The following is a 25763-nucleotide window of genomic DNA, read 5'->3' as shown; positions in this document are numbered from 1 at the left end:
ATCGCGCGGTCTCGCTAAGGAAAAGGCGGGTTGAAAATCGCATCGTTTTCTCTCAACAATGAGCCAAGCAGACATGCGTGATGTCTCGTTCGCATTCACGTGATGCGAATTAAAAAAGTTTGAACGGACGGCTCATGGGATAACGTCCGGTGACCACACAAGGCAGAAAATATGCATTCCATAATTCGGGGGGCGCGCGGCGACGAAAGCAGCGCGCATGGCTGGCTGACGCAGGAGCGGTCGACCCTGTTCAGCGGCGCGATTCTTGTCTCGCACGCTAGATCGCTTGCGACGTGGGCGTTGATCTCCGGCCCGTATGCATGCCGTCCGTTCGCTCGGTCACGTTGCGACGTGCACGAACGATAGTGGGAGAGCGACCATGAATTCGATCTCGCCACGCAATCTGCCGGTCCGGCACGAGCGGCCGGCAGTCACGTTGCCCGCAGCCTCTCCCGCGCGCCGACAGCACTGGCTCAACAGCGAACGATTGTGGAATTACGCGATCCTGGCGCTCATCTGCTACGCGCTGTTCGTCGTGATTTACTTGTACAAAGCCGTATGGCATCCGCACGAATACATCACTCCGCTCGCAAAAGATTTTCTGGCGTTCTGGAGCTCGTCGTACCTGGCGTTACACGGGCACGCAGTCGATGCCTACAACGTGGATGCCCTGACCAACATAGAGAGCGGCGCGATATCTCACCCGGTCGGCATCCTACCGTGGCTTTACCCACCGACATTCCTGCTGTTCGTTTATCCATTTGCACTACTACCTTGGAAAATTGCCGCGGCACTTTTTCTCGGCGGCACCTATGCGCTCTTTATCAGGGCGATTCACGCCACGCTTCCTTGCCGGCAAGTGATACTCACCGCAGCGGCATTTCCAGGGGCCGCCCTCGTTGCGATCTCCGGGCAAAATGGCCTGCTAACCGCCTCGCTCGCCGCTCTTGGACTCGTGTTGCTTCGCCGTCGTCCCGTGATGGCGGGAATTTGTTTCGGCTTGCTGTGCATGAAGCCGCACCTGGCAGTGCTCGTTCCGCTCGCGCTGCTGTGTTCCCGTTCCTGGCGCGCCCTCGCTGCTCTCGCTTTGACCGCGGTGTCGATGCTTGCCGTCGCGGTGCTTGCGTTCGGGACCGAAACGCTCGCGGCATTCTTGCACAACGCGGGAATGACGGCGAGCTACATTGAAACGGGGCGAGTTGCCCTGGCGCGAATCCCGACCGTGTTCGTACTCGCGAAGCTGGCTCATGCCCCCCCGGCGCTTGCCTACGCGGCCCAAAGCGTATCCGCGCTGGCCGCTGCAGCCGCAGTGGTTTACGCCTGGTGCCGCGAGAGCTCCTATCCGTTACGCGCCGCGGTGCTGATCTGTGCCAGCCTCTTGGTCAGTCCGTATCTGTTCGACTATGACCTCGCCTGGTATGGCGTGCTTATCGCGTGGTATTGCAAATACGCCATGGATAGGGGATGGAAACGTTTCGAGCGCGAGTGGCTCGTCGTGCTTTGGTTTGCTCCTCTCGCCGGCGTTCTCGTCGTCATGCACGTGAAGTTTCAGTTTATGCCGCTGATCTCGGCGATTACGCTTTGGATGCTGGTTCGACGCATCGCGTTTGAAAGACGCGAGCCCGCCGTTCTTCGGCCGTATCCCGGCGAATGAGGAAAAGCAATAAAAGACGCGGCAATTTCGACCGCGTATCCGGCTAAGCAGGGGACGTACTCGCATCGACCGATGTTGGCGGCGTTCGTGCGTGTGACACGGCTTAGCCTGAGCGTTGGATGGAAATGACGGGGGGCATCATGTCTGTATGGACGAAGATCAACAAGCCATTGATTTCGGTAGTCGCGCCGTTCTATAACGAGCGCGATGCTGTCGACGCGTTCTTTGCCGAAATCGTTCCGGTTCTCGAAGCGATCAAATCAATTCGTTTCGAAATTGTATGTGTCAACGATGGCAGCAGCGACGGAACGCTCGACAAGCTGGTTGGTGCCGGCGCGCGTGACGCGCGTGTGCGCGTCATCGACTTCACGCGCAACTTTGGCAAGGAGGCCGCATTGACTGCCGGCCTCGACGAGGCATCGGGTGACGCCGTCATTCCCATTGACGCCGACCTGCAGGATCCGCCCAGCCTGATTCCAGTAATGATCGAACACTGGTTCGACGGTGCCGAAGTCGTTGCCGCCAAACGCACCAACCGCGCCTGCGACACGTTCGCAAAGCGCACGACGGCCGCGCTTTACTATCGCATTCATAACGCTCTATCCGATGTCAAGCTGCCCGAAAACGTCGGCGATTTCCGTCTGATGGACCGTGCGGTTGTCAATGCGTTGCGAAGCTTGCCCGAGCGACGGCGCTTCATGAAGGGGTTGTTTGCGTGGGTCGGCTATCGGACCGTGATAGTCGAATATCAGCGCGAACCAAGGGGCGCCGGCAGTTCGAAATTCTCGGGATGGCGGCTGTGGAATTTAGCGCTTGAAGGGATCACGAGCTTCAGTACGGTGCCTTTGCGGAGCTGGACCTATATAGGACTGGCAATTGCAGCACTCGCTTTTTGCTACGGCGGGTTAATTGTCGGCCGCACAATTTTGTTCGGGAACCCGGTGCCTGGATACGCCTCGCTGCTTTCGATCCTGCTCTTTATGGGCGGGATCGAATTGGTCGGCATCGGTGTGGTCGGGGAGTATGTCGGCCGCATTTACTACGAGACGAAAGAACGTCCCGTTTATCTGGTGCGCCGTCGTTATCAAGTGAAGAGCAAGGTCAGCACACTGCCCGTCCGGCGCGATGAATCGCGCGTGCCCAACGTATCGCGGTTGGAGCCCACACGCAGGCGCGCGGCGTCGCGCGTGCGGGTGGCTGGCCGCTGACTCCACAGGAGACCGCCATGTCCCCGGAAGCCTATTTGGAGATGGCCGAGACCGAGACCGAGCATTGGTGGTTCCGCGGACGCCGCGACGTCCTTGGTTCGGTGTTGCGCCGTCTCGCATTGCCGCCAAAAGCTCGCGTGCTTGAAGTGGGTTCGGGCACGGGTGGAAATTTGGAAATGCTGTCCGAATTCGGCAGCGTGAGCGGGCTTGAAATGGACGAGACAGCGCTTGCATTGACATCACGGCGTACCAGCGGCCGCTTTGATATTCGTGCGGGGCGCTGTCCTGACGACATGCCTTTCGACGGGCGGCAATTTGATCTGATCTGTTTCTTCGACTGCCTTGAACATATCTCTGACGACGTCGGCTCGCTTGCACACATGCATGCGCTGCTAGCGCCGGGCGGAGCGATCGTCGTGACGGTACCCGCATATGGGTGGTTGTGGAGCGCTCACGACGAGTTTCTCCACCATTACCGTCGCTACAGCCGTGCATCGCTGGTCGAGTGTGCGCAAGTCGCGGGTTATCGAGTCGATCGCATCACTCACTTCAACACGCTGCTTTTCCCACTTGCGGCAATAGCCCGTTTGTCCGACCGGCTGCTTCGGCGCAAGATGTCAAGCGGCGACGCCATTCCGGCTAGGCCCGTGAATGCCGCGCTCTATTGCATTTTCCAGGCGGAATCTCGATGGCTCGCACACGGCACGCTTCCATTCGGGATGTCGCTGCTCGCTGTGCTGACCATTTGAGACGGTTGAATGGACGTACGTCGGCGAGCGACCAAATGCCAGGCAAATTACCGTGAGCACTTTGAACCGATGAAGACGTTCAATCATTCGTCTGTGCGATATGTGCTCGTTGGGTTGTCAAATACCGCGGTTGGATTTGCGGTGATCTGGCTCACCTTGAGCGGCTTTGGATTCAGCAACGTCGCGGCTAATGTAGCCGGTTATTCGGTAGCGTTTCTATGGAGCTTCGTGCTCAATCGCAAGTGGACGTTTCGCCATCGTGGCGCAATAGGCACGGGCTTGTTCCGTTACGCGCTCGTATGTCTCGTGGCCTATGCCGCGAATCTGCTGGTGGTGGTATGGCTCGGGGCGCGCGTGAGCCAGGGCAGCCTGATCGTTCAGCTTTATGGAATGCTGACCTACACGGTCCTTGCATACGCGGGCGCCCGATGCTTCGCGTTCCCTGCGGATCGAGCATCGGCTGTAGATTGACAATTTCACCGCCACGAAAGGAGATTTTTCGCCCAACCGAACAGGGAACGCCATGAAAAACCAAAACTCGAGCCTCGAGGGCGTACGCGGTGCCGCTGCGTTCGTTGTCATGCTTTACCATGCGGGCGTGCCGTTTCCGACCGCAATCCGACATGGGTACTTGGCCGTGGACCTGTTTTTCGTTCTGAGCGGCTTTGTGATTTGCAGCGCGTACGGCGCAAGTCTATCGAGCGGCGCGCAAATCGGGACATTCGTTGTTCGCCGCTTCGGTCGCCTTTGGCCGGTTCACATCGCTACGACGATTCTTTTCTATGCCGTCGCGAACGTCGTGACGATGCTTTCGACTGGCACGCTTGCGGGGCTGCCCCCGCTTTCGCATGTCGCCGCCCTCGCAACCATGACGCAAGGGCTAAACCTGTTTCCCGACATGATCGGGACGAAGGTCAATTGGTCCGCGAGCGATGAGTTTTACGTCTATCTCGTTTTCGCCGCGCTTTGCTTCCTGCTGCGCGGCAAGGCCCGGCTTGTCGCGTTCGGCGTGCTCGCCATGCTCGGGTATGCAATCGCCGTCGCGGCGTCGATTGTTCGGCATGATTGCCTGCGCACGGGCGATTGTCTCGCCGCCCTTAACTGCAGTTTTGGATGGGCGCGGTGCATCGCGGGCTTTTTCGTCGGCGCGCTAGTCGCCGAGTTTAAGAACGTGCTCGCGATGCGCGTTATGTCGCGCCGCATCCCGCAATTATTGGCCTTCGCCGCCACGCTGCTATTCATGTCCTATTCAAACGTTCTCGGCTTGGCGTTCGCCGCGCCGCTTGTTTTTGGCGCGTTCGTGGCGTCGCTCGCGTGCGATAGCGGCCCGATTGCGAAGTTTTTTCACGAAAGGCCGTTTCAATATCTCGGCCGTATCTCGTATTCGCTTTATCTCGGGCATGCAGTCGTCGCTCCGCTTTATGCCGTCGCGGTTACGGCGACTTCAAGCCCACTCGTAAATTTCGCGGCAATTGCCGCATTTTTTGCCGCATCGGTCGTGCTCGCGCACTTGCTCAACCGCTTCGTCGAAACGCCGTGTCGACAATATTTTTATGGGCTATCTAGCGTTCGGGTTCGCTCGCCGTCCTCCAGTCCGTCTTCCGTCTCGCAATAACCGTCGTTCGTCGCCGGCTTGCTTGCATCGTCTCGTTTCACGATCGATACGCTTTCGCGGCGTCAGGCTCTTTTGCCGGTCCACCACCTTAGTGCCCACTAGGCCAGCCGGGGCTGTAACCGAGATGGTTCGAATATTGCATATGTATTCGGCAGGTGCCTCCGAGATACGTTGGCAGGCGCCTGAGCGCAGATGCAAAAGTCGCACTCGTCGTTCGGCGTGACTAGGGGAACAAGAATGAATTCGAAAAGGTCGGCGTCAACGGCGCGTCTACCCGGCTCGGCCATCATCGAGTCCGTACTGGTCTTGCCGGTATTGTGCCTGCTTCTGTTCGGCATCGTCGAATTGGCGATTGGCATTTACGACCAGACAGTCCTCGCCAACGCGAGCCGCGAAGCGGCACTCGTTGGCGTGGCACACTCGGCGCCGCGCGTCACTCCCACTCAGATAACGAGCATCGCGCGGAATTATGCTTCGGATTATCTGATTACGTTCGGCGCGCCTTCATCGGTTGCGGTTGACATAGATCGATCATCTGGCACTGCATCCGACAATTCGCTCAAGGTAACAGTAAGCTACGCCTATAGCGGCCTTGCCGTCGCAAAGCTGATCAATATGTTAGGCGGATCGCTGGTGCTCTCTGCCGCGACGACAATGGAATACGAATAATCGAGCACACGTTTCTTCCGAACGGCACTGATCGGCATCGAAGCAAACCTGAGCCCCGGTGCGAACACCTTGGACAGCGGGCCTCCATGGGTGCCCTTTTGCCAGCTTGACAGTCATCATGAGCGCAGGTTTGTCGTATGTCCCCGGCGTAATCGTGGTGGATTCGAGACTGGAAAGGTAACCGCACCGCTAAGCGCGCCGGCGCCTGCGAGCGCAGCTGCATCGGCTGCGCTCTGCATCTCGTCGTTGCCGCGAGCGTGATCCCGTCAGGCGGCGGAATGAACGACTCGCCCAAAGTGAAGCCGACGCGTGAATAGCTCACCGTTACGGTGATTGGATCGCCAGTAGACCTACCGATAAACGGCCCGTGCCTCGCCGGCCTGCCGTGCGTCGACGAGCATGGCAGGCGCTTCGTTTTGTCCGTACGTTGGCCGACGTATCTCGCGATTCACGGTTGATACGCATTGCGTCCGTTGCGCATGCTTCGCTACCCCAATTTTCTTGCAGCCCCAAGCCGCGCCCGAGATGGTTCGATAGTTGCTTCTTGGCGTGTATACGAATTCGGCACGTCACGTGGGTCGAGGATGATCATGAGCCAAAAGAAAATAAAACGGCAAGCGGGTTCGACGGGCATCGGGATGGCGCTCGTTTTCCCCGCGCTCTTGCTGGTGCTGTTCGGTGTCGCCGAAGCCGGCGTCGGCGCTTACGATCAGAAAGTGATTGCTCAGGCGAGCCAGGAAGCCGCGCGGCAAGGCGTGGCGCATGCGAGGTCGCGAATGAGCACGCTCGACATCATGAACGTGGCGCAAGACTACGCTTCGGACAAGTTGATTACGTTCGGTTCGTCCGATTCGGTCGTGGTTGCTGTCGACCGCTCGTCGGGGACCAAGTCCGGTGACCCGCTCACAGTGACCGTCAGCTATTCCTACAACGGGCTTGCGGTCGCGAAGATCGTCAATGCGCTCAGCGGACGCGTGGTGCTTTCCGCCAAGACGACGATGGTCTACGAATAGTCGAACTCGCGGATGGATTGCAACGTCGCGGGTGCTTTCTTCCACGCGCGATAGTAGCGGCGCATGCCGTTGCTATTGCGCGTATTCATTGGCGATTTCGTTTGGCTGCACGCAAATAGTACGCCAGCGCGCGCCCGACGGCAGCAGGCCGAATGGAATTCCTCGAATAGATTCGTTTTTCGCCCGATTTGTTTCAGTTTTGAAACGCGCAGGGAAATAGGGCGGAGCGAATCAAGGTGCATCCGCATTACGTGAAACTATGAAAAATATAAAAATCCCCGGGAAAACCAGGATTATCGATTGCCGATTTAAAGCCGAAATCGAGGTGAGAGGGCGCCGGAAGGCCGTAATGTGGTCTTCCGCACACGCTGAAAAAAATGGCGGCGCTGTATCGTTTCCAAAGGCAAATTCCTATGGCAATTCGATACACATTGGACTATGTTGAATTCCATGCGCCATTTAGAGCGTAGCATCGGGATTAGCCGCCGCAGGGCGACTGTTCAAATCGGGGATGGGGAAAATGAAAAGTACAAAAACGCACGACCGGACTATTTGGTTCGGCATGAATGCCGTAAAAGTTGAGCGCAAATCGGGTGCGCGACCGGCGCATTCGCACAATATGCAGCAAGGATGCCGAAGCAAGAGCAGCCGATACGGCTCGCAGATTCAGCCTTGATGGCGAACTGCGGTAATCGACGCGGTCGGTAATCGACGCGTTCGGCAAACGACCAAGATAGTCAGCAAGAAACCGATGCAGTTCCAAGCGTGCGCCACAAGGGTATTTGCTTGGCGTTCGGCATCGAAACCGGGGGCAACATGAATACCGCCTTGATTCAGCCATGTGCTGAACGCACTGTCCTTTGCATTTCGCCGAAACTCGATCAAGACAACGACGCGGCGCTCGCGTCGGTGGGCTGGCACGTGGTGCACGCGAAATCGACGCAGCAAGCCGAAAAATTGCTCGAGCGCAGCTCGATCAAAGTCGGGCTGATCGAGTTGCCGCGGGAATGCACGGCGCAGGCGCTGTTGAAGCTCGAGGCATGTATTGCGCGCAGCGACGCAACCTGGATCGCCCAGGTTTGGCCGGGGCAGGCCGAAGACGTGCTGACGCGCCGCTTCATCCTCGACTATTGCTTCGACTTCGTCACGCTGCCGTGCCTGGACGAGCGGCTTCTGTTCGCGCTGGGCCACGCGCACGGACTGTCGGTGCTGCGCGAGACGATCGTGGCGCCGGAGCCGGAAGTGGGCCGCGATGAAATGATCGGCCAGTGCGAAGCGATGCAACTGCTTTATCGCGGCATCGACAAGTGCGCACGCAACAACGCGCCGGTGTTCATCGCCGGCGAATCGGGGACGGGCAAGGAATTGACGGCGCGCGCGATCCACAATCGCTCGTCGCGCGCCCGCAAGCCCTATGTCGCGATCAATTGCGCGGCCATCCCGCCTACCTTGCTGCAATCCGAGCTGTTCGGTCACGAGCGGGGCGCGTTCACAGGCGCGCTGCAAAGAAAGATCGGCCGCATCGAAGCCGCCTCGGAGGGCACGCTGTTTCTCGACGAAATCGGCGACATGCCGCACGAATGCCAGGCGGTCTTGCTGCGCTTTCTTCAAGAAGGGACGATCGAGCGGCTCGGCGGCGAGGGCACGGTGAGGGTCGACGCCCGCGTCATTTCCGCGACTCACGTCAACCTCGAAGAGGCCGTCGCCGACGGCCGGTTTCGCGCGGACTTGTATCACCGGCTGTGCGTCTTGCGGCTTACCGAGCCGCCGCTGCGCCAGCGCGGCAGCGACATCAAGCTGCTCGCCGAGCACGCGCTCGCCATGTACAAGCAGGATGGTCCGCGCAAATTCCGCGGTTTTTCGGGCGATGCCGTCACGGCGATGTTCAACTACGACTGGCCCGGCAACGTCCGCGAGCTGATCAACTGCGTGCGGCGCGCCGTCGTGATGGCTGAAGGGCGTTTCATCACCGCAGCGGACCTGGGCTTGCCGGACGTGACGCACAGCACGGGCCGCACGCTCGCGGAGATTCGCAACGAAGCGGAGCGCATCGCCGTTCAGCAAGCGCTGACGCGGCACGCGTACAGCTTGTCGAGCGCCGCGGCAGAGCTTGGGGTGTCGCGCGCCACGCTCTATCGGCTGCTGAACGCGATCGGCCTGCGCACGGAGCCGCCTGCCATGAAGGATTTGCGTCTGCTGGATGCCCAAGCGGGGCACAACGCAAAAGCCGACGCGCTTCGCTGCGCCGAGCACATTTCCCCATAGCGCGGGACCTTCCTCCGTCGTCGCCTCATGCCGGTGTCCATGCCGGGCATGAGGCCGGCGTTCGCCTTGGGCTCTCCGCCATTCGATCGCCTTGACGTTCTTCACGCCGGTTCGATTCGCGCGGCGTCGCCATCAGCCCCTTCCGTTGCACCATCTTGTCTAGACGAGATGCACCATTCCGGCGCAATTCTCGCTCATTGAGAATGCTTCGGCACCCCTCTCCATTCCTCATACAGCCTTATCTATAGGGCTTACCCGAAGATTCCCCGGGGACCCGGCAAAAGCGCTTGCGACCATTTTTTGTTTCATGCAGAGTTGTATATACAAATTGGCGGGCGATCGCTTGACCGATAAGAGGGTTGTTCGCGGTTTCTTACTCAATCCATTGGAGATTCGAAGTGAAGGTCAAGGGCACAACGTTGACGAAGGTTTTGGCGGTGGCGGTCCTCGGCGCGGCGGCGACGCTCGCGGCACCCGTGCAGGCGAAAGAGTGGAAGTCGGTGACGATCGCGCTCGAAGGCAGCTACGAGCCTTGGAACCTCACGCTTCCCGGCGGCAAGCTCGGCGGCTTCGAGCCCGAGCTGGTCGCGAACCTGTGCGCGCGCATCAAGCTGCAGTGCAATCTCGTCGCGCAGGATTGGGACGGCATGATTCCCGGCCTGCAGGCCGGCAAGTTCGACGTGCTGATGGATGCCATCTCGATCACGCCCGAGCGCGAAAAGATCATCGCGTTCTCGCGGCCGTACGCGGCCACGCCGGCCACTTTTGCCGTGACTGATACGAAGGTGCTGCCGAAGGCGTCGCCCAGCGCGCCGGCCGTCAAGCTGACCGGCGACCCGAAGACCGACAAGCCGACCGTCGATGCCTTGCGCAAGGAGTTGAAGGGCAAGACGATCGGCATCCAGTCGGGCACGGTCTATACGCAGTTCATCAACGACAGCTTCAAGGACATCGCGACGATCCGCGTCTACAAGACCTCGCCTGAGCGCGATCTCGACCTCGTCGCGGGCCGCATCGACGCGTCGTTCGACGATGTGACGTACTACGCGGCGACGCTCGCGAAGAAGGAGAACGCAGGCGTGACGCTGGCGGGTCCGAAGATCGGCGGCCCGATTTGGGGGCCGGGCGAAGGGCTCGCGTTCCGCAAGCAGGACGCGGATCTGAAGGCGAAGTTCGATACGGCGATCGGCGAGGCGCTGGCCGACGGCACCGTCAAGCGGCTGTCGGACAAGTGGTTCAAGACGGACGTCGCGCCTTGAAAGCGGGCCTGAGCGTGGTCTCGAGCCGCGCGTCGAAGCGCGGCGGCGCCGTCCGCGCCGCCGCCTCGCTGCAGAACTTGAACGTACTGGGTGAAGCATGGACCTGATCGAGACACTGGGTTTCGGTTCCGAAGGATGGGGCGGCGCGCTGTTGCTCGCCGCGCTGATGACCGTCGTGCTGACGCTCGCCGCGCTCGCGATCGGCGTCGTGTTCGGCGCTTTCGTGGCGGCAGCGAAACTGTCGCATTTCCGGACCGCGCGCATCGTGGGCGATCTGTACACGACCGTGTTTCGCGGCGTGCCCGAACTGCTCGTGATCTACCTGTTCTATTTCGGCGGCTCGACGCTCGTCACGACGATCGGACAGTGGTTCGGCGCCGACGGGTTCATCGGCGTGCCGCCGTTTGCGATCGGCGCGTTCGCGGTCGGCATGATTTCCGGCGCGTACCAGGCCGAGGTCTATCGCGCGGCCGTGCTGGCGGTGTCGAAAGGCGAGCTCGAAGCGGCGCGCGCGATGGGCATGCCCACCTTCACGATGGCGCGCCGCATCCTGGTTCCGCAGGTGCTGCGTTTCGCGTTGCCGGGCATCGGCAACGTCTGGCAATTGAGCCTCAAGGACTCGGCGCTGATTTCGGTGACCGGTCTCGCCGAATTGCTGCGCACGAGCCAGATCGCGGCCGGCTCGACGCATAACTACTTTCTGTTCTTCGTGGTCGGCGGCGCGCTGTACCTGCTGATGACGAGTGTCTCGAACCGGATCTTCAACCGTGCGGAAGCGCACGTCGGGCGTTCCTTCCGCCGCAATTTCGCGCGCAATTGATCAACGAGAGCTCGATCATGCACCTCGATATCGATTTCCTGACCGACACGTTCTCGCAACTGCTCGCCGCGGTGCCGACCACGCTGAGCCTGTTCTTTGCCTCGCTCGTGCTCGGCGGCCTGCTGTCGCTCGTGATCGTCGCGATGCGCGTGTCCCCCCATTGGCTGCCGAATCGCTTCGCGCGCGCCTACATTCTCGTGTTTCGCGGCTCGCCGCTGTTGATCCAGATGTTTCTCGTCTACTACGGGCTCGGTCAGTTCCACGTGATCCGCGACAGCTTCGTGTGGCCCGTGCTGCGCGATCCTTATCTGTGCGCGGTGCTGTCGCTGGCGCTGTGCACCGCGGGCTATACGGCGGAAATCATTCGCGGCGGCCTGATCGCGGTGCCGGTCGGCCAGATCGAAGCGGGCTACGCGTGCGGCATGTCCGGGTTCTCGCTGCTGCGCCGCGTGATCGGTCCGATCGCTTTGCGGCAATGCTTGCCTGCGTATTCGACCGAAGCCGTGCTGCTCGTCAAGTCGACGGCGCTCGCGAGTCTCGTCACCGTATGGGAGGTGACGGGCGTCGCGCAGCAGATCATCCAGCGCACCTACCGGACGACTGAAGTCTTCATCTGCGCAGCGCTGATCTATCTGCTGCTGAATTTCGTGGTCGTGCGGCTGCTCGGCTTGTTGGAGACGCGGCTGTCGCGGCACCTGCGCGCGGCGCCCGTAGCGAAGCAGGACACGCCGCAAACGATGCCCGCCGAAGCGCGAGCCGAATCCTGAGCCTTGAACGCAAGCTAGAAGCATTGAGCGCCGCATCGGCAAACGCTTCACATCGGCAAACGCTTCATTCTGGAGAGTGACATGAACCAAACGACACCCGTCGCGCTGTCGGTGAAGAACATCCACAAGTCGTTCGGCGACGCGCACGTGCTGAAGGGCATTTCTCTCGACGCGCACGAAGGCGATGTGATTTCGATCCTCGGCGCGAGCGGCTCGGGCAAGAGCACGTTTCTGCGCTGCCTGAACCTGCTGGAGACGCCCGACGACGGCACGGTGTCGCTCGCGGGCGAGACGATGCAGATGAAGCGGCGCAAGGACGGCCGCTTGCAGCCGGCCGACCGCAAGCAAGTCGACCGCATCCGCTCGCAACTGGGCATGGTGTTTCAGAACTTCAACCTGTGGTCGCACATGACCGTGCTGGAGAATCTGATCGAAGGCCCGCTGCGCGTGCAAAAGAGGAGCCGCGCCGAAGCGGTCGAGGAGGCGGAGGCGTTGCTCGCGAAGGTCGGCCTCGCGGAAAAGCGCGCGCACTATCCCGCGCATTTGTCGGGCGGTCAGCAGCAGCGCGTCGCCATTGCGCGCGCGCTGGCGATGCATCCGAAGGTGATGCTCTTCGACGAGCCGACCTCGGCGCTCGATCCCGAGCTCGTGGGCGAGGTGCTGCGCGTGATGCGCTCGCTCGCGCAAGAGGGGCGCACGATGCTCGTCGTCACGCATGAAATGGGCTTTGCGCGGCATGTCTCGAACCGCGTGATGTTCCTGCATCAGGGGCAGGTCGAGGCGGACGGCACGCCCGACGAAGTGTTCGGCGAACTGCGCTCCGAGCGCTTCAAGCAATTCGTTTCCAGTCACCATCACCGTACCGCGAACTGAGGCAGAGATGAACCACCCCCACGCTCACGTTCGTTCGCTGTCGACCGGAGTTAGCGCTTTAGCGCTTACTCCGGTCCCATGCAAAGCGCCCCCCGAGGGGGCGGTTGCCTTCCTTGGGGCGGCCCGGCGGAAGGCAACATGACGGTGATCCGAACTAGGCGCCCGCTCGACTGGCGCGAGCTGGCCGCGGTGGCCGGCGGCGAGGTGCTGGAACTGTCGGCGCAGACGCGCGAGCGCATCGCGGCAGCGCGGGTGCTGGTCGAACGGATCGTCGAGCGCGGGATGCGCGCGTACGGCGTCAATACCGGCGTGGGCGCGCTGTGCGACGTCATCATCGGGCCGAGCCAGCAAAGCGCGCTGTCGCACAACATTCTGATGAGCCATGCGGTCGGCGTCGGCGCGCCGCTTGGCGCGGCCGAAACCCGCGCGATCATGGCGGCGGCGATCAACAACTTCGCGCACGGTTATTCGGGCGTGCGGCTCGAAGTCGTCGAGCGGCTGGTTGAGCTGCTGAACGCCGAATGCTTGCCGGAGGTGCCGGCGCAGGGCTCGGTCGGCTACTTGACGCATATGGCGCATATCGCGCTCGTGTGCGTCGGGGCGGGGTACGCGCACTATCGCGGCGAGCGTCTTGCCGGCGCCGAGGCGCTGCGTCGGCTCGGGCTCGAACCGCTCGTGCTTCAAGCGAAGGAAGGTCTGTCGTTCGTCAACGGCACGCCTTGCGTGACCGGGCTCGCCGTGCTCGCGCTCGCACGTGCGGAGCGACTGCTCGATTGGGCCGATGCGGTTGCCGCGATGAGCTTCGAGGCTCTGCGCGGCCAACTCGTTGCGTTCGACGCGAATGCGCTCGCGCTGCGCGCCGCGCCGGGGCTCTCCGCGGTGGGCGCGCGTCTTCACGCGATGCTCGCGGATAGCGGCGTGCTGGCGTCCGCCGCCGGAGCGCGCACGCAGGACGCGCTCAGCCTGCGCACGATTCCGCACGTGCACGGCGCGGCGCGCGACGTGCACGCCACGACGGCCGAGGTGGTGAATCGCGAGCTGGCCGCGGTGACCGACAACCCGATCGTCAGCGGCACGCCCGATGCGCCGCGCGTCCATTCGCAGGCGCATGCGGTGGGCGCATCGATCGCGCTGGCGATGGACAGCCTCGCGACGGCGATCGCGCAAGTCGCCGCGATAGCGGAGCGCCGCGTCGATCGCCTGGTCAACCCGCTCGTCAGCGGTTTGCCGGCGTTTCTGGCGCAGCTAAGCGGCACGTGCTCGGGATTCATGATCGCGCAATACACGGCGGCGTCGCTCGTCGCGCAGAACCGGCGGCTTGCGGCGCCCGCCAGCCTCGACGGCGGCGTCACGTCCGGCTTGCAGGAAGATCACCTGTGTCATGCGGCGCCGGCGGCGTTGAAAGCGCTGGAACTGCTGGACAACAGCGCGCGCGTGATGGCAATCGAATGGCTCGCCGCTGCGCAAGCGTGCGATTTGCAGTCGTCGGGCCCGGCGCGGGCGCGCTATACCGGCGACCTGTGGCGCCGTTTGCGCGAGGTCGTCGCGACGTATCGCGACGACCGGCCCTTAGGCGAGGATATCGAGCGCGTGTTTCGTCTCATGCGCGAGACGCGCGCACCGGGGGTGGCGGCGTAGCTTGGGGGTTCCATTACTTCTGAGGTAAAGGAAACAGGCGGGGTTAAAGCTCGCGAAAGCAAATTGAGGCAAAATTCAGGGGTTTCAGCCGGATTGCGCCCCAGCCGGCGACGTTCCTCAACCTGTTTCTCGTCCAGAGCCAAGCAATGAGCACTCAGCAACCCACGATCATCTACACCCTGACCGACGAAGCGCCGCTGCTCGCGACCAGCGCGTTTTTGCCCATCATCCGCACGTTCACCGCGCCGGCGGGCATCGAGGTCACCACGAGCGATATTTCGGTGGCGGGCCGTATTCTGGGCGAGTTTCCGGAGTTCCTGACCGAAGCGCAGCGGGCGCCCGACAACCTCGCCGAACTGGGCCGCCTCACGCAGCTGCCCGAAACGAACATCATCAAGCTGCCCAACATTAGTGCATCGGTGCCGCAGCTCGTCAGCGCGATCAAGGAGCTGCAGTCGAAGGGCTACAAGGTGCCGGACTTTCCGGAAGACCCGAAGACCGACGAAGAAAAGGCCATCCAGAAGCGCTACTCGAAGTGCCTCGGCAGCGCCGTGAACCCGGTGCTGCGCGAAGGCAACTCGGACCGCCGCGCCCCGGCCGCCGTCAAGAACTACGCACGCAAGCATCCGCACAGCATGGGCGAGTGGAGCATGGCTTCGCGCACCCACGTCGCGCACATGAAGCACGGCGACTTCTACCACGGCGAAAAGTCGATGACGCTCGACCGCGCCCGCGACGTGAAGATGGAGCTCGTCACGAAGAGCGGCAAGACGATCGTGCTGAAGCCGAAGGTCGCGCTGTTGGACGGCGAGATCATCGACAGCATGTTCATGAGCAAAAAGGCGCTCTGCGGCTTCTACGAAGAGCAGATGGAAGACGCGCGCAAGACCGGCGTGATGTTCTCGCTGCACGTGAAGGCCACGATGATGAAGGTGTCGCACCCGATCGTCTTCGGCCACGCCGTGAAGATCTTCTATAAGGATGCGTTCGCGAAGCACGGCAAGCTGTTCGAAGAGCTGGGCGTGAACGTCAACAACGGTCTCGTCAATCTGTACGAGAAGCTCGAAACACTGCCGGAATCGAAGCGCGAGGAAGTGATCCGCGACCTGCACGCGTGCCACGAGCACCGCCCCGAGCTGGCGATGGTCGATTCGGCCAAGGGCATCTCGAACCTGCACGCGCCGAACGACGTGATCGTCGATGCGTCCATGCCCGCGATGATCCGCATCGGCGGCAAGATGTGGGGCGCCGACGGCCGTCCGAAGGACACCAAGGCCGTGATTCCGGAGAGCACGTTCGCGCGCATCTATCAGGAGATGATCAACTTCTGCAAGACCAACGGCAACTTCGACCCGCGCACGATGGGCACGGTGCCGAACGTCGGCCTGATGGCGCAGAAGGCCGAGGAATACGGCTCGCACGACAAGACCTTCGAAGTGTCCGAGGCGGGCGAAGCGCGCATCGTCGACCTCGCGACGGGCGAAGTGCTGCTCACGCAGAACGTCGAAGAAGGCGACATCTGGCGCATGTGCCAGGTCAAGGACGCGCCGATCCGCGACTGGGTCAAGCTCGCGGTCACGCGCGTGCGCAACTCGGGCATGCCGGCCGTGTTCTGGCTCGACCCGTACCGTCCGCACGAAGCCGAGCTGATCAAGAAGGTCGAGAAGTATCTGAAGGATTACGACACGGCCGGCCTCGACATCCAGATCATGTCGCAAGTGCGCGCGATGCGTTACACGCTCGAGCGCGTCATCCGCGGCCAGGACACGATTTCGGTCACGGGCAACATCCTGCGCGACTACCTGACGGACCTGTTCCCGATCATGGAACTGGGCACGAGTGCGAAGATGCTCTCGATCGTTCCGCTGATGGCGGGCGGCGGCATGTACGAGACCGGCGCGGGCGGCTCGGCGCCGAAGCACGTCAAGCAGCTCGTCGAAGAAAACCACCTGCGCTGGGATTCGCTCGGCGAGTTCCTCGCGCTTGCCGTGTCGCTCGAAGAGCTGGGCATCAAGACCGGCAATGCCCGCGCCAAGATCCTCGCGAACACGCTCGACGCGGCCACCGGCAAGCTGCTCGACAACAACAAGAGCCCGTCGCCGAAGACCGGTGAGCTCGACAACCGCGGCAGCCAGTTCTATCTCGCGATGTACTGGGCGCAAGCGCTGGCCGCGCAGACCGAAGACGCGGAGCTGGCCGCGAAGTTCGCGCCGCTTGCCAAGCAGTTGACGGCCAACGAGAAGACCATCGTCGGCGAGTTGGGCGACGTGCAAGGCAAGGAAGTGGACATCGGCGGCTACTACAAGCCGGACTTCGAGAAGCTCGCTGCGGTGATGCGTCCGAGCAAGACGCTGAACGCGGTGTTGGCGTCGGTTCAGGCCTAAGAAGGTCTAGCGGTGCCTTGGTTCGGTGCGGCCTGTGTCAGGGCCGTCATCGATCGAGCCCCTTCCGGCTGCGGCCGGAAGGGGCGTTGCCCCCCGCCTACGTCCGCCTCGCCAAGCCCATCGCGACGGTATAAATCACCGCACCCGCGACCGCCCCGATCAGCCAGCCGAAATTGTTGTCGGGCAGCACGTGCAAGAGCTGCGTGCACAGCTCCCAGCCGATCGAAATGACGCCCGACAGCACGAGCGCCACAAGCCCGACGCGATTCCACCCGCCGTCGTAGTAAAAGCGGCCTTCGCGCGCCATCGTGTAAAGCTGCGCGGTATCCACCTTCTGGCGCTTCACGAGATAGAAGTCCGCCATCATCACGCCATATAGCGGCGCAAGCACCGACCCGAACACGCTGACGAACACCGTGATCGCCTTGGGACTGTCGACAAAAATCCACGGGCATACGAGCACGGCGAGTATCGATGCAATCAGGCCGCCTTTCTTGAAGTCCACGTGCTTCGCGAACAAATTGGCGATGTCGTAGGCCGGCGAAACGAAATTGGCGACGATGTTGATCCCCATTGTCGCGACGATGAAGGTCAGGCTGCCGAGCACGACCGCCACCTTGTTTTGAATTTTGCCGACGATCGCGACCGGGTCCATGATCATCGAGCCGAACACATGCGCGCTGCCCGACGTCACGATCACGGTGATGATCGCGAACACGATGAAGTTGACCGGCAGGCCGAGGAAGTTGCCGACCTTCATCTGCGGCTCGCTTTTCGCAAAGCGCGAGAAATCGCCGAAATTCAGCAGCAACGCCGCGAAATAGCTGACCACTAGCAGGATCGCATTGCCCATGCTGGCCATCTGCTCGCTGCCCGAGAGCACTTTGCCGCCGAGCGTGAGGCTCAGGCTGCCGAGCCCCGCCTGCGACAGGATCCACGCCATCAGCACGAACATCACGACGTACACGGCCGGGCCGCAGAAGTCGATGAAGCGGCGGATCGTTTCCATCCCGCGCTGGAAGATGAACAACTGGAACAGCCACATGAACAGGAAGCTGAACCAGCCGAGGCCGTCGAGCCGCAGGAAGCTCACGCCGCGCCACGCGGCGACCGAGGGCACGAAGACGAGCAGCAGCGTGGCGACCGCCTTCGACGCGAAATAAGTCTGCACGCCATACCAGACGATGCCGACCACGCCCCGGATGATCGCCGCGAGGTTCGCGCCCATCACGCCCATGCTCACGCGGGCCATCACGGGAAACGGAATGCCGTGCTCGAAGCTCGGCTTGCCGACCCAGTTCATCAGCACGTAGACGATCAGAATGCCGATCGCCAGCGCAAGCAGCACCTGCCAGCCCGAGATGCCGAGCAGGAACAGGCTGGCGGCGAACGTATAGCCGCCTACGCTGTGCACGTCCGACATCCACATCGCGAAGATGCTGTAGCCGGTCCACGTGCGCTTGTTGCGCGGCACGGGTGCGAGATCGTGGTTGAAAAGACGCTCGTCGGCGCCGGCAATCGTGCCGTCCGGACCGTAGGGCGAATGGCTTTCGATGGAAGGCGACGCGGACATGACACACTCCCTTGCGGATGGTTGGCGGGCACAGCGGGAAGAGGCAAATGCCCTCAGCCGCTCGCGATGAGCACGGCGCCGGTCGTGGCGAGCGCGCCGCACCAGAGCCAGTCGAAATTGATCCAGCCGCGCCGAAGCACGCCGAGTCCGATGGTCTCGTATGCGGCCAGCGCGGCGATGGCCGTCGTGACGAGCGTGACCGCCGTGTGAACGACGGTGAACTGAAGCGGCACGAGCAGGCCGGCAGCGCCTCCGAATCCGGACCCGCACAACGGCAGCATCACCGGCATCAGCATCAGCCCCGCGCCGTGCAGCGTCGCCATCGCCGCCGACCACGCGGCAAGCCCCGCGAATCCCGCCGTCATGCCGACACGCACGCGATGCCGATGCCCATACCGATGCCGATACACGGCCCAGCCGATCAGGAGCGCGCCGAGCAACAGATGCAGCGGCAGCGCGGCGCGCCACGTGCCGAGCGCGGCGGCGGAAGCCGTGAAGAGCAGAATCGCCGCCGCGTGCCCGAGCGCGAGCGGGGCAAGCGCCATCAAGAGCGCGGCGCGGCTGCCGCGCTGCATGCCGAGCGCAGTCGCGAAGAGCCACCCCATCGCCGGATTGACGCCGTGAAACACGCCGCTGCCGACGATGGCGGCCCATGTCGTCGCCGAGGCTTGGAAGAGGCTGTCCACGATGGCCGTCCCTTAGGTTCCTTCGGTCCCTTAGCTAGCGGCTCATGGGTAGCAATACGAATCGGACGACGCGTCGCCGCCTTCGAGACGGATCTGATGCGGGCGGTGCGTCTTCGGCCATTCGAGGAAGAATTTTTCGTCGAACGACAAGCCGCCTGAGGCCGAGGTGTCGAGCTTCACCATCCAGCCTTCGACGCCGTCGGGATAGAACTGCTCGTCGATCACGCCGTACAGCGAATTCGTGAAGTAGACGCGGCTGCCGTCGCGGCTCGCTTCGACCATCTGCGGGCCGCCGTTCAGCTTGCGCCCGCCCGCCTTCGGATGCGTCGCGCGCGCCACGATGCCGCCGATGCGCACGCTGCCCGTGAGCTTCGGCGCATGCGGATCGGAGACGTCGTATTGCTTCATTTCGCCGGTGCCCCAGCACGACACGTAGAGGAAGCGGTCGTCGAGCGAGAGCGCGATGTCGGTCACGAGCGGCGGCACGGCGCCGAAGCTCTTGAGCATCGGCGGCAGCAAGTCGGGGTCCGCAGGCTCGGCCGGAATCTCGATGACCTTGCGCGCGGCCCACGCGTTGCCTTCGCGGTACCACGTCCAGATCGACGCGGACAAATCCTTCAGACTGATCACGGAATTGACGAAGCCATACGCGCGCGTGGGGTTGTGCGCGGGGCGCAGCTCGAAGACGAGCTGGTTCTCTTCGCCGAAATCGATCACCTGCTTGTGCTTGCGCGCATGCAGATCCCAGAAATGCAGCCGATGCCCGTACTGGCCGCCGAGCAAAACCTCGGGCACGAGACCGTTCTCGAACGTGGCGGGCAGTCCCCATTCGCTCGTCACCATCGTGTCGTAGCCGAGATGCCACCAGCCGTCGTACGCGAGCTGCTGCGGTCCGCGGTCGATTTCCCACTGGCCGCGGATATCGAAGGTCTGGTGGTCCATCAGGAACACGCCGCCCGGCGCTTCGCCCGACGCATTCGCGAGCGACACCACATAGATGCCTTCCGGCCCGCAGTGGACGGTATGCGGGCGTGTATAGCCCGCCCGCCCGGCGACTTCGTCGGGCTCCAGGACCCGCACGATCTGCGGCCGGCGCGGATCGGGCCTGGTATCGAGGATATGGATGCGCGACGAGCGCAGGCCGGGCACGACCAGGTAGCGCCGCTCCGAGTGCGGGTGCGGCGCGTTCGGGCACAGGCACGAGCTGCACGCGTTCCAGCCGAAGTGATGGAGTTCGTCGCCCAGGTTCGGCATGGGGACGCGGTTGACGATCGAGGCGTAGCTGGGCGAAGCGGAGTCGATGTCGACCACATCGAGTGCGTCGGGCGTTTGCCGCGTGGGGTCGAAGCTCGCGACGTAGGCGAGCGTTTCTTTCGGCGCACCGCCCGCCATGCGCGCGGACGGGTAGAACGTCGGATCTGGCTTCCAGGTTGGCATCGCGATTCTCCCGAGCTGCCGGAATCTACTACCGAGCGACAGTGTTCAGTATAGGAACTAGCCGGTTAGTCAGTGTCGGCATTGCGCGCGCATTGCCGGACGAATTTATCCGGATATCGATACTTCGCCAGGGCAGGCGTGCGTCGCGACGCTGTCTAGAAATAATCGTAACGACGGCTTGTTATGATTCTCTCAATTGATGTAGGATTCCTGCTAACACGCAATCAGCATTTGTTGTGCATCGCACAAACACACAGGCCCTATGTCCGAAGCTCCAACCCATTCCATGGTCGTTGTGCGCGGCGCGAACGCCGCGCAGCACGTGCATCCGGCGCGCAATTCCGGCGTGCCGTTCGACGCCTCGTGGCTCGACGTGCTGCGCGTCAACCAGTCGGCGGTCGAGCGGCGCACCGCGACGCTCGGCACGCGCCGCTCGGTGAAAAAAGACGCGCAGGCCGCGTGGCTGTTGAAGGCCGTCACCTGCATCGATCTCACGACGCTGAACGGCGACGACACGGAAGGGCGCGTGCGGCGCCTGTGCGCGAAAGCGCGCCGGCCGGTGCGCGCCGACCTTCTCGATGCGCTCGGCTTCGACCCCGGGGCGATCACGACCGGCGCCGTGTGCGTCTATCACCGCTTCGTCGCGGCGGCCGTCGATGCGCTGCGCGGCAGCGGGATTCCGGTCGCGGCGGTCTCCACGGGTTTTCCGGCCGGCCTCATTCCGCATCCGTTCAAGCTCAAGGAAATCGAGGCATCGGTCGGGGACGGCGCGGCGGAAATCGACATCGTCGTCACGCGCGAGCACGTGCTGACCGGCAACTGGCAGGCGCTCTACGACGAAGTGCGCGACTTTCGCGCGGCCTGCGGCGCGGCGCATCTGAAAGCGATTCTCGCGACGGGCGACATCCGCACGCTGTCGAACATCGCGAAGGCGTCGATGGTCTGCATGATGGCGGGCGCCGATTTCATCAAGACCTCGACCGGCAAGGAAGGCGTGAACGCGACGCTCGACGTGTCGCTCGTGATGGCGCGCATGATTCGCGAGTACCGCGAGCGCACCGGCGCGCGCGTGGGCTTCAAGCCGGCGGGCGGCGTATCGACCGCGAAGTCCGTGCTGGCCTATCAGATCCTGATGAAAGAGGAGCTGGGCCGTCCGTGGCTCGAACCGGACTTGTTCCGCATCGGCGCATCGAGCCTTCTCGCCGATATCGAGCGCCAACTCGAACATCACGTGAGCGGCCGTTACTCCGCTTTCAACCGTCACCCCGTCGCCTGAGCAGAATTCCAATGAGCGTAGCCGAGTATTTTTCATCGATGGCGTACGGTCCCGCACCGGAAGACGACCAGCCCGCGCGCGCATGGCTCGCCGAGCACGGCGCGTCGTTCGGACATTTCATCGGCGGCGCGTGGCGCAAGCCGTCTTCGGGAGAGTCGTTCGACACGCGCGCGCCTGCCGCCGGCGACGTGCTGGCACAAGTCGCGCAGGGCGATGCGGCTGACGTTGCCGCAGCCGTTGCCGCCGCGCGCGCCGCGCAGCCGGGCTGGCTCGCGGCCGGCGGCGCGGCGCGGGCGCGGCATCTGTATGCGCTGGCGCGCATGGTGCAGCGTCACAGCCGCCTCTTTGCCGTGCTCGAAGCGCTCGACAACGGCAAGCCGATTCGCGAGACGCGCGATATCGACATTCCGTTGGCGGCTCGCCACTTCCTGCATCACGCGGGCTGGGCGCAACTGCAGGAAAGCGAGTTCGCCGCTTGGGCGCCGCTCGGCGTGATCGGCCAGATCGTGCCGTGGAATTTCCCGCTCTTGATGCTCGCGTGGAAGATCGCGCCGGCGATCGCGCTCGGCAATTGCGTCGTGTTGAAGCCGGCCGAATACACGCCGCTTACCGCGCTGCTCTTTGCCGAACTCGCGCAGCGCGCGGGGCTGCCTGACGGCGTGCTCAACGTCGTGACGGGCGACGGACGCACGGGCGCGGCGCTCGTCGATCATCCGGGCGTCGACAAGATCGCGTTCACGGGCTCGACCGAAGTCGGCCGCCACATCCGCAAAGTGACGGCGGGCTCGGGCAAGTCGCTGACGCTCGAGCTCGGCGGCAAATCGCCGTTCATCGTGTTCGACGATGCGGACCTCGACGGCGCGGTGGAAGGTGTCGTCGACGCCATCTGGTTCAACCAGGGCCAGGTGTGCTGCGCGGGCTCGCGCCTGCTCGTGCAGGAAGGGATCGAAGCGCGTTTCATCGCGAAGCTCAAAGCGCGCATGGCGACGCTGCGTGTGGGCACGTCGCTCGACAAGGGCATCGACATCGGCGCGATCGTCGATCCGGTGCAGCTTGCGCGCATCGAAGCGCTCGTCGAGACGGGCAGGACCGAAGGCTGCTCGATCTGGCAGGCTCGCGAAGTCGCGCTGCCGAATGCGGGATGCTTCTATCCGCCGACGCTCATTACGGACGTGGCGCCCGCCTCGACGCTCGCGCAAGAAGAGATCTTCGGGCCGGTGCTCGTGACGATGAGCTTTCGCACGCCCGAAGAAGCGGTCGCGCTCGCGAACAATTCGCGCTACGGCCTCGCCGCAAGCGTGTGGAGCGAGACCATCGGCCGCGCGCTCGATATCGCGCCGCAGCTCGCGTGCGGCGTCGTGTGGGTCAATGCGACGAATCTGCTCGATGCGGCCGTCGGCTTCGGCGGGTATCGCGAGTCGGGCTATGGACGCGAGGGCGGGCGCGAAGGCGTCTATGAATATTTGAAGCCGCAGGGCTGGAGCCTGCCGCCGCGCGCGGCGCGGGTCGTGAGCGAAGGCCGTGCGCAAGCGCCGATTGGCGGTGTCGATCGCATCGACCGCACCGCGAAGCTCTTTATCGGCGGCAAGCAGGTGCGGCCCGACAGCGGCTATTCGCGCGCCGTCCATGCGCCGGGCGGCGAGTTCGTCGGCGAAGTCGGCGACGGCAGCCGCAAGGACGTGCGCGACGCGGTTGCGGCCGCGCGCAATGCGCAGAAGTGGTCGCAGGCGAGCACGCACAATCGCGCGCAGGTCCTGTACTACCTCGCGGAAAATCTCGCGGCGCGCAGCGGTGAGTTCGCGCGGCAACTGGCGCGGCGCGCGGGCGTCGGCGCGAACGACGCGCACGAGGAAGTCGGCGCCGCGATCACGCGGCTTTTCAGCTACGCGGCGTGGGCCGACAAGTTCGACGGCGCGGTGCATAGTCCGCCGCTGCGCGGCGTCGCGCTCGCGATGCACGAGCCGCTCGGCGTCGTCGGCATCGCGTGCCCGGACGAAGCGCCGCTGCTCGCGTTCGTGTCGCTCGTCGCGCCGGCGCTCGCGCTCGGCAATCGCGTCGTGGTGCTGCCGAGCGAGGCTTGTCCGCTGATGGCCACCGATTTCTATCAGGTCGTGGAGACGTCGGACGTGCCCGCTGGCGCGCTCAACATCCTGACGGGCGCACGCAGTGCCTTGCTGCCGGCGCTCGCCAAGCATGACGACGTCGACGCGCTCTGGTGCTTCGGCCTCGCGGACGAGGCAGCGCTGGTCGAGCGCGAATCGATCGGCAACTTGAAGCGGACTTTCGTCGATCACGGGCGGCGTCTGGATTGGTTCGACCGTTCGAGCGAAGGCCTGCCGTTCCTGCGGCAGGCCGTGCAAGTGAAAAACATCTGGATACCGTACGGCGATTGAACGCCTGTCGACGACAAGACAAGCGAACGCCAGTAAACGGAGGAGACAACGTGCTAAAGAATCTAGACCCGCTGTTGAACGCCGACGTGCTCCACGCGCTGTGCGCGATGGGGCACGGCGATGAAGTCGTCGTCTGCGACGCGAATTTCCCCGCCGATTCCGTTGCGCGCTCAACGGTCCTCGGCTGGCTCCTGCGCATGGACGGAGCCGATTCGGCGCGTGCCGTGCGCGCGGTGCTGTCGGTGCTGCCGCTCGATACGTTCGTCGAGGCCCCCGCGCTGCGGATGGAAGTGGTCGGCGAACCTCGCACCATTCCTGCCGTGCAGCGCGAGGCGCAAGCCGAACTGAACGCCGCCGAAGGACGCGACGTGCCGTTCGCGCCGCTCGAACGCCACGCGTTCTATGCGCGCGCGAAGCAGGCCTACTGCGTGATCGCGACGGGCGAGACACGCGGCTACGGCTGCTTCGTGTTCACGAAGGGCGTGATCATCGCGCCTGACGCTCCCAGGGAGCCCGGCAAATGAGCCAGGCGCGCGTCGTCATTCTCGGCATCTACGTGACCGACCTTGCGTTCCGCGCGGACCGCATGCCGTTGATCGGCGAGACGATCGCGGGCTCGGCGTTCGCGATGGGGCCGGGCGGCAAGGGCTCGAATCAAGCGGTCGCGGCGGCGCGCGCGGGCGCGGACGTCGTGTTCTGCACGCGCTTGGGCAATGACGCGTTCGGCGAGATCGCGCAAAAGACCTGGGCGGCCGAAGGCATCACGGCGCGCGCGACCGTGCTCGACGGCGTCGCGACCGGCGCCGCACACATCTTCGTCGACGACCGCACCGGCATGAACGCGATCATCGTTGCGCCGGGCGCGGCGGGCACGATGAGCGCTGCGGATGTCGACGCCATCGAAGCGGACATCGCCGCCGCGCAAGTCTTCGTCACGCAGCTCGAACAACCGGTTGCCGCCGCGCGGCGCGGCCTCGAAGTGGCGCGCAGGCACGGCGTGACGACCGTGTTCAACCCCGCGCCCGCCATGCCGCTGCCGGACGACATCTTCCCGCTCTGCGACTACGTCACGCCGAACGAAACCGAGGCCGCCGCGCTGACCGGCATCGAGATCCGCAACGCGGACGATGCGCGCCGCGCCGCCGGCATCCTGCTCGAGAAAGGCGCGGGCGCGGTGATCGTCACGCTGGGCGAGGGCGGCGCGCTGCTGCATTCGCGTTCGCAATCGATGCACGTGCCCGCGTTCCAATGCGGGCCGGTCGTCGAAACGGCGGGTGCGGGCGACGGCTTCACCGGCGGCTTCGCGGCGGCATTGGCACGCGGCGCAGACCCCGTCGCCGCGATGCGCTTCGGCTGCGCGCTCGCGGGCATCTCGGTGACGCGCCCCGGCACGGCGCCGTCGATGCCGAGCTTGAGCGAAGTGAACGAGGTGCTCGACGGCGCGCTGACCAGCCGTTGCGGTCCCGTCGAGAAGTAGACCGTTT

At 63.5% G+C, this 25763-nt stretch carries 22 protein-coding genes; 18 read left to right on the top strand and 4 right to left on the bottom strand.

The features are described from left to right. Positions 1–379: 379 nt before the first annotated feature. From J3489_RS00400 to J3489_RS00370, 7 genes are all read left to right on the top strand, one after another. The gene (locus J3489_RS00400; protein WP_206995093.1) at positions 380–1654 is read left to right on the top strand and encodes a glycosyltransferase family 87 protein; all 1275 of its coding nucleotides are present in this window, start codon (positions 380–382) and stop codon (positions 1652–1654) included. A 125-nt stretch (positions 1655–1779) separates the two neighbouring features. Then, on the top strand, positions 1780–2862 hold the full coding sequence (locus J3489_RS00395) for a glycosyltransferase (RefSeq protein WP_242539715.1): 1083 nt from the start codon (positions 1780–1782) through the stop codon (positions 2860–2862). A gap of 17 nt (positions 2863–2879) precedes the next feature. Beyond that, positions 2880–3611 carry a class I SAM-dependent methyltransferase gene (locus J3489_RS00390; protein WP_206995091.1) on the top strand — a complete coding sequence of 244 codons (732 nt, stop codon included), beginning with the start codon at positions 2880–2882 and terminating at the stop codon, positions 3609–3611. A gap of 9 nt (positions 3612–3620) precedes the next feature. Continuing rightward, a complete protein-coding gene (locus J3489_RS00385; protein ID WP_309491301.1) occupies positions 3621–4082 on the top strand; it encodes a GtrA family protein in 462 nt (153 codons plus the stop codon). Positions 4083–4134: 52 nt separating this feature from the next. After that, positions 4135–5226 carry an acyltransferase family protein gene (locus J3489_RS00380; protein WP_206995087.1) on the top strand — a complete coding sequence of 364 codons (1092 nt, stop codon included), beginning with the start codon at positions 4135–4137 and terminating at the stop codon, positions 5224–5226. A gap of 237 nt (positions 5227–5463) precedes the next feature. Next, positions 5464–5895, top strand: a complete 432-nt coding sequence (locus J3489_RS00375; RefSeq protein ID WP_206995085.1) for a TadE/TadG family type IV pilus assembly protein — start codon at positions 5464–5466, stop codon at positions 5893–5895. 590 nt (positions 5896–6485) lie between these two features. Further along, positions 6486–6908 carry a TadE/TadG family type IV pilus assembly protein gene (locus tag J3489_RS00370; protein ID WP_206995083.1) on the top strand — a complete coding sequence of 141 codons (423 nt, stop codon included), beginning with the start codon at positions 6486–6488 and terminating at the stop codon, positions 6906–6908. Between the two features lie 478 nt (positions 6909–7386). Here J3489_RS00370 and J3489_RS00365 read toward each other — a convergent pair whose 3' ends face one another. Beyond that, positions 7387–7671, bottom strand: coding sequence for a hypothetical protein (locus tag J3489_RS00365; protein ID WP_206995082.1), 285 nt, complete (start codon positions 7669–7671; stop codon positions 7387–7389). 53 nt (positions 7672–7724) lie between these two features. Between J3489_RS00365 and J3489_RS00360 the strand changes: the two genes are divergently transcribed. From J3489_RS00360 to J3489_RS00330, 7 genes are all read left to right on the top strand, one after another. Then, on the top strand, positions 7725–9173 hold the full coding sequence (locus J3489_RS00360) for a sigma-54 dependent transcriptional regulator (protein WP_206995080.1): 1449 nt from the start codon (positions 7725–7727) through the stop codon (positions 9171–9173). Positions 9174–9571: 398 nt separating this feature from the next. Then, positions 9572–10432 (top strand): transporter substrate-binding domain-containing protein, encoded by an 861-nt coding sequence (locus tag J3489_RS00355; protein ID WP_206995077.1) that lies wholly within the window; start codon positions 9572–9574, stop codon positions 10430–10432. Between the two features lie 97 nt (positions 10433–10529). Then, the gene (locus J3489_RS00350) at positions 10530–11252 is read left to right on the top strand and encodes an ABC transporter permease (protein WP_206995075.1); all 723 of its coding nucleotides are present in this window, start codon (positions 10530–10532) and stop codon (positions 11250–11252) included. A 17-nt stretch (positions 11253–11269) separates the two neighbouring features. Beyond that, positions 11270–12019, top strand: coding sequence for an ABC transporter permease (locus J3489_RS00345; protein WP_206995073.1), 750 nt, complete (start codon positions 11270–11272; stop codon positions 12017–12019). A gap of 81 nt (positions 12020–12100) precedes the next feature. After that, positions 12101–12892: an ABC transporter ATP-binding protein gene (locus tag J3489_RS00340; RefSeq protein ID WP_206995071.1), complete on the top strand. Its 792-nt coding sequence runs from the start codon at positions 12101–12103 to the stop codon at positions 12890–12892. A 138-nt stretch (positions 12893–13030) separates the two neighbouring features. Beyond that, positions 13031–14530, top strand: a complete 1500-nt coding sequence (locus J3489_RS00335; protein ID WP_206995062.1) for an HAL/PAL/TAL family ammonia-lyase — start codon at positions 13031–13033, stop codon at positions 14528–14530. A 146-nt stretch (positions 14531–14676) separates the two neighbouring features. Beyond that, complete coding sequence (locus J3489_RS00330; RefSeq protein WP_206995060.1) at positions 14677–16914, top strand: NADP-dependent isocitrate dehydrogenase; 2238 nt, start codon at positions 14677–14679, stop codon at positions 16912–16914. Positions 16915–17011: 97 nt separating this feature from the next. Here the strand turns inward: J3489_RS00330 and J3489_RS00325 are convergent, their stop codons facing one another. From J3489_RS00325 to J3489_RS00315, 3 genes are read right to left on the bottom strand one after another with little or no spacing between them, the layout of a single operon-like run. After that, a complete protein-coding gene (locus tag J3489_RS00325) occupies positions 17012–18487 on the bottom strand; it encodes an NCS1 family nucleobase:cation symporter-1 (protein ID WP_206995058.1) in 1476 nt (491 codons plus the stop codon). Between the two features lie 53 nt (positions 18488–18540). Further along, on the bottom strand, positions 18541–19173 hold the full coding sequence (locus J3489_RS00320; RefSeq protein WP_206995056.1) for a hypothetical protein: 633 nt from the start codon (positions 19171–19173) through the stop codon (positions 18541–18543). A gap of 42 nt (positions 19174–19215) precedes the next feature. Beyond that, positions 19216–20610, bottom strand: a complete 1395-nt coding sequence (locus J3489_RS00315; RefSeq protein ID WP_206995054.1) for a selenium-binding family protein — start codon at positions 20608–20610, stop codon at positions 19216–19218. 262 nt (positions 20611–20872) lie between these two features. Between J3489_RS00315 and deoC the strand changes: the two genes are divergently transcribed. From deoC to rbsK, 4 genes are read left to right on the top strand one after another with little or no spacing between them, the layout of a single operon-like run. Continuing rightward, entirely contained in the window at positions 20873–21886 is a 1014-nt protein-coding gene (deoC, locus tag J3489_RS00310; protein WP_206995052.1) for a deoxyribose-phosphate aldolase, read from the top strand. An 11-nt stretch (positions 21887–21897) separates the two neighbouring features. Continuing rightward, positions 21898–24279, top strand: a complete 2382-nt coding sequence (locus J3489_RS00305; protein WP_206995050.1) for an aldehyde dehydrogenase family protein — start codon at positions 21898–21900, stop codon at positions 24277–24279. 50 nt (positions 24280–24329) lie between these two features. Beyond that, on the top strand, positions 24330–24803 hold the full coding sequence (locus tag J3489_RS00300) for an RbsD/FucU family protein (RefSeq protein WP_206995048.1): 474 nt from the start codon (positions 24330–24332) through the stop codon (positions 24801–24803). Continuing rightward, the gene (rbsK, locus tag J3489_RS00295; protein WP_206995046.1) at positions 24800–25756 is read left to right on the top strand and encodes a ribokinase; all 957 of its coding nucleotides are present in this window, start codon (positions 24800–24802) and stop codon (positions 25754–25756) included. The genes J3489_RS00300 and rbsK overlap by 4 nt, the downstream gene beginning before the upstream one ends. The last annotated feature ends 7 nt before the right edge of the window (positions 25757–25763 follow it).

It is taken from the genome of Trinickia mobilis (assembly GCF_017315705.1).
In the GTDB taxonomy this organism is placed as follows: domain Bacteria; phylum Pseudomonadota; class Gammaproteobacteria; order Burkholderiales; family Burkholderiaceae; genus Trinickia_A; species Trinickia_A mobilis.
The sequence above is the reverse complement of the archived record's forward strand: the minus strand, read 5'-3'. Positions and strand labels throughout refer to the sequence as shown.

What these genes read in the sequence shown, in the direction of transcription:
- J3489_RS00400 (WP_206995093.1), top strand. Translation starts at nt 380, where the DNA reads ATGAATTCGATCTCGCCACGCAATCTGCCGGTCCGGCACGAGCGGCCG.
- J3489_RS00395 (WP_242539715.1), top strand. Translation starts at nt 1,780, where the DNA reads ATGACGGGGGGCATCATGTCTGTATGGACGAAGATCAACAAGCCATTG.
- J3489_RS00390 (WP_206995091.1), top strand. Translation starts at nt 2,880, where the DNA reads ATGTCCCCGGAAGCCTATTTGGAGATGGCCGAGACCGAGACCGAGCAT.
- J3489_RS00385 (WP_309491301.1), top strand. Translation starts at nt 3,621, where the DNA reads ATGGACGTACGTCGGCGAGCGACCAAATGCCAGGCAAATTACCGTGAG.
- J3489_RS00380 (WP_206995087.1), top strand. Translation starts at nt 4,135, where the DNA reads ATGAAAAACCAAAACTCGAGCCTCGAGGGCGTACGCGGTGCCGCTGCG.
- J3489_RS00375 (WP_206995085.1), top strand. Translation starts at nt 5,464, where the DNA reads ATGAATTCGAAAAGGTCGGCGTCAACGGCGCGTCTACCCGGCTCGGCC.
- J3489_RS00370 (WP_206995083.1), top strand. Translation starts at nt 6,486, where the DNA reads ATGAGCCAAAAGAAAATAAAACGGCAAGCGGGTTCGACGGGCATCGGG.
- J3489_RS00360 (WP_206995080.1), top strand. Translation starts at nt 7,725, where the DNA reads ATGAATACCGCCTTGATTCAGCCATGTGCTGAACGCACTGTCCTTTGC.
- J3489_RS00350 (WP_206995075.1), top strand. Translation starts at nt 10,530, where the DNA reads ATGGACCTGATCGAGACACTGGGTTTCGGTTCCGAAGGATGGGGCGGC.
- J3489_RS00345 (WP_206995073.1), top strand. Translation starts at nt 11,270, where the DNA reads ATGCACCTCGATATCGATTTCCTGACCGACACGTTCTCGCAACTGCTC.
- J3489_RS00340 (WP_206995071.1), top strand. Translation starts at nt 12,101, where the DNA reads ATGAACCAAACGACACCCGTCGCGCTGTCGGTGAAGAACATCCACAAG.
- J3489_RS00335 (WP_206995062.1), top strand. Translation starts at nt 13,031, where the DNA reads ATGACGGTGATCCGAACTAGGCGCCCGCTCGACTGGCGCGAGCTGGCC.
- J3489_RS00330 (WP_206995060.1), top strand. Translation starts at nt 14,677, where the DNA reads ATGAGCACTCAGCAACCCACGATCATCTACACCCTGACCGACGAAGCG.
- J3489_RS00325 (WP_206995058.1), bottom strand. Translation starts at nt 18,487, where the DNA reads ATGTCCGCGTCGCCTTCCATCGAAAGCCATTCGCCCTACGGTCCGGAC.
- J3489_RS00315 (WP_206995054.1), bottom strand. Translation starts at nt 20,610, where the DNA reads ATGCCAACCTGGAAGCCAGATCCGACGTTCTACCCGTCCGCGCGCATG.
- deoC (WP_206995052.1), top strand. Translation starts at nt 20,873, where the DNA reads ATGTCCGAAGCTCCAACCCATTCCATGGTCGTTGTGCGCGGCGCGAAC.
- J3489_RS00305 (WP_206995050.1), top strand. Translation starts at nt 21,898, where the DNA reads ATGAGCGTAGCCGAGTATTTTTCATCGATGGCGTACGGTCCCGCACCG.
- rbsK (WP_206995046.1), top strand. Translation starts at nt 24,800, where the DNA reads ATGAGCCAGGCGCGCGTCGTCATTCTCGGCATCTACGTGACCGACCTT.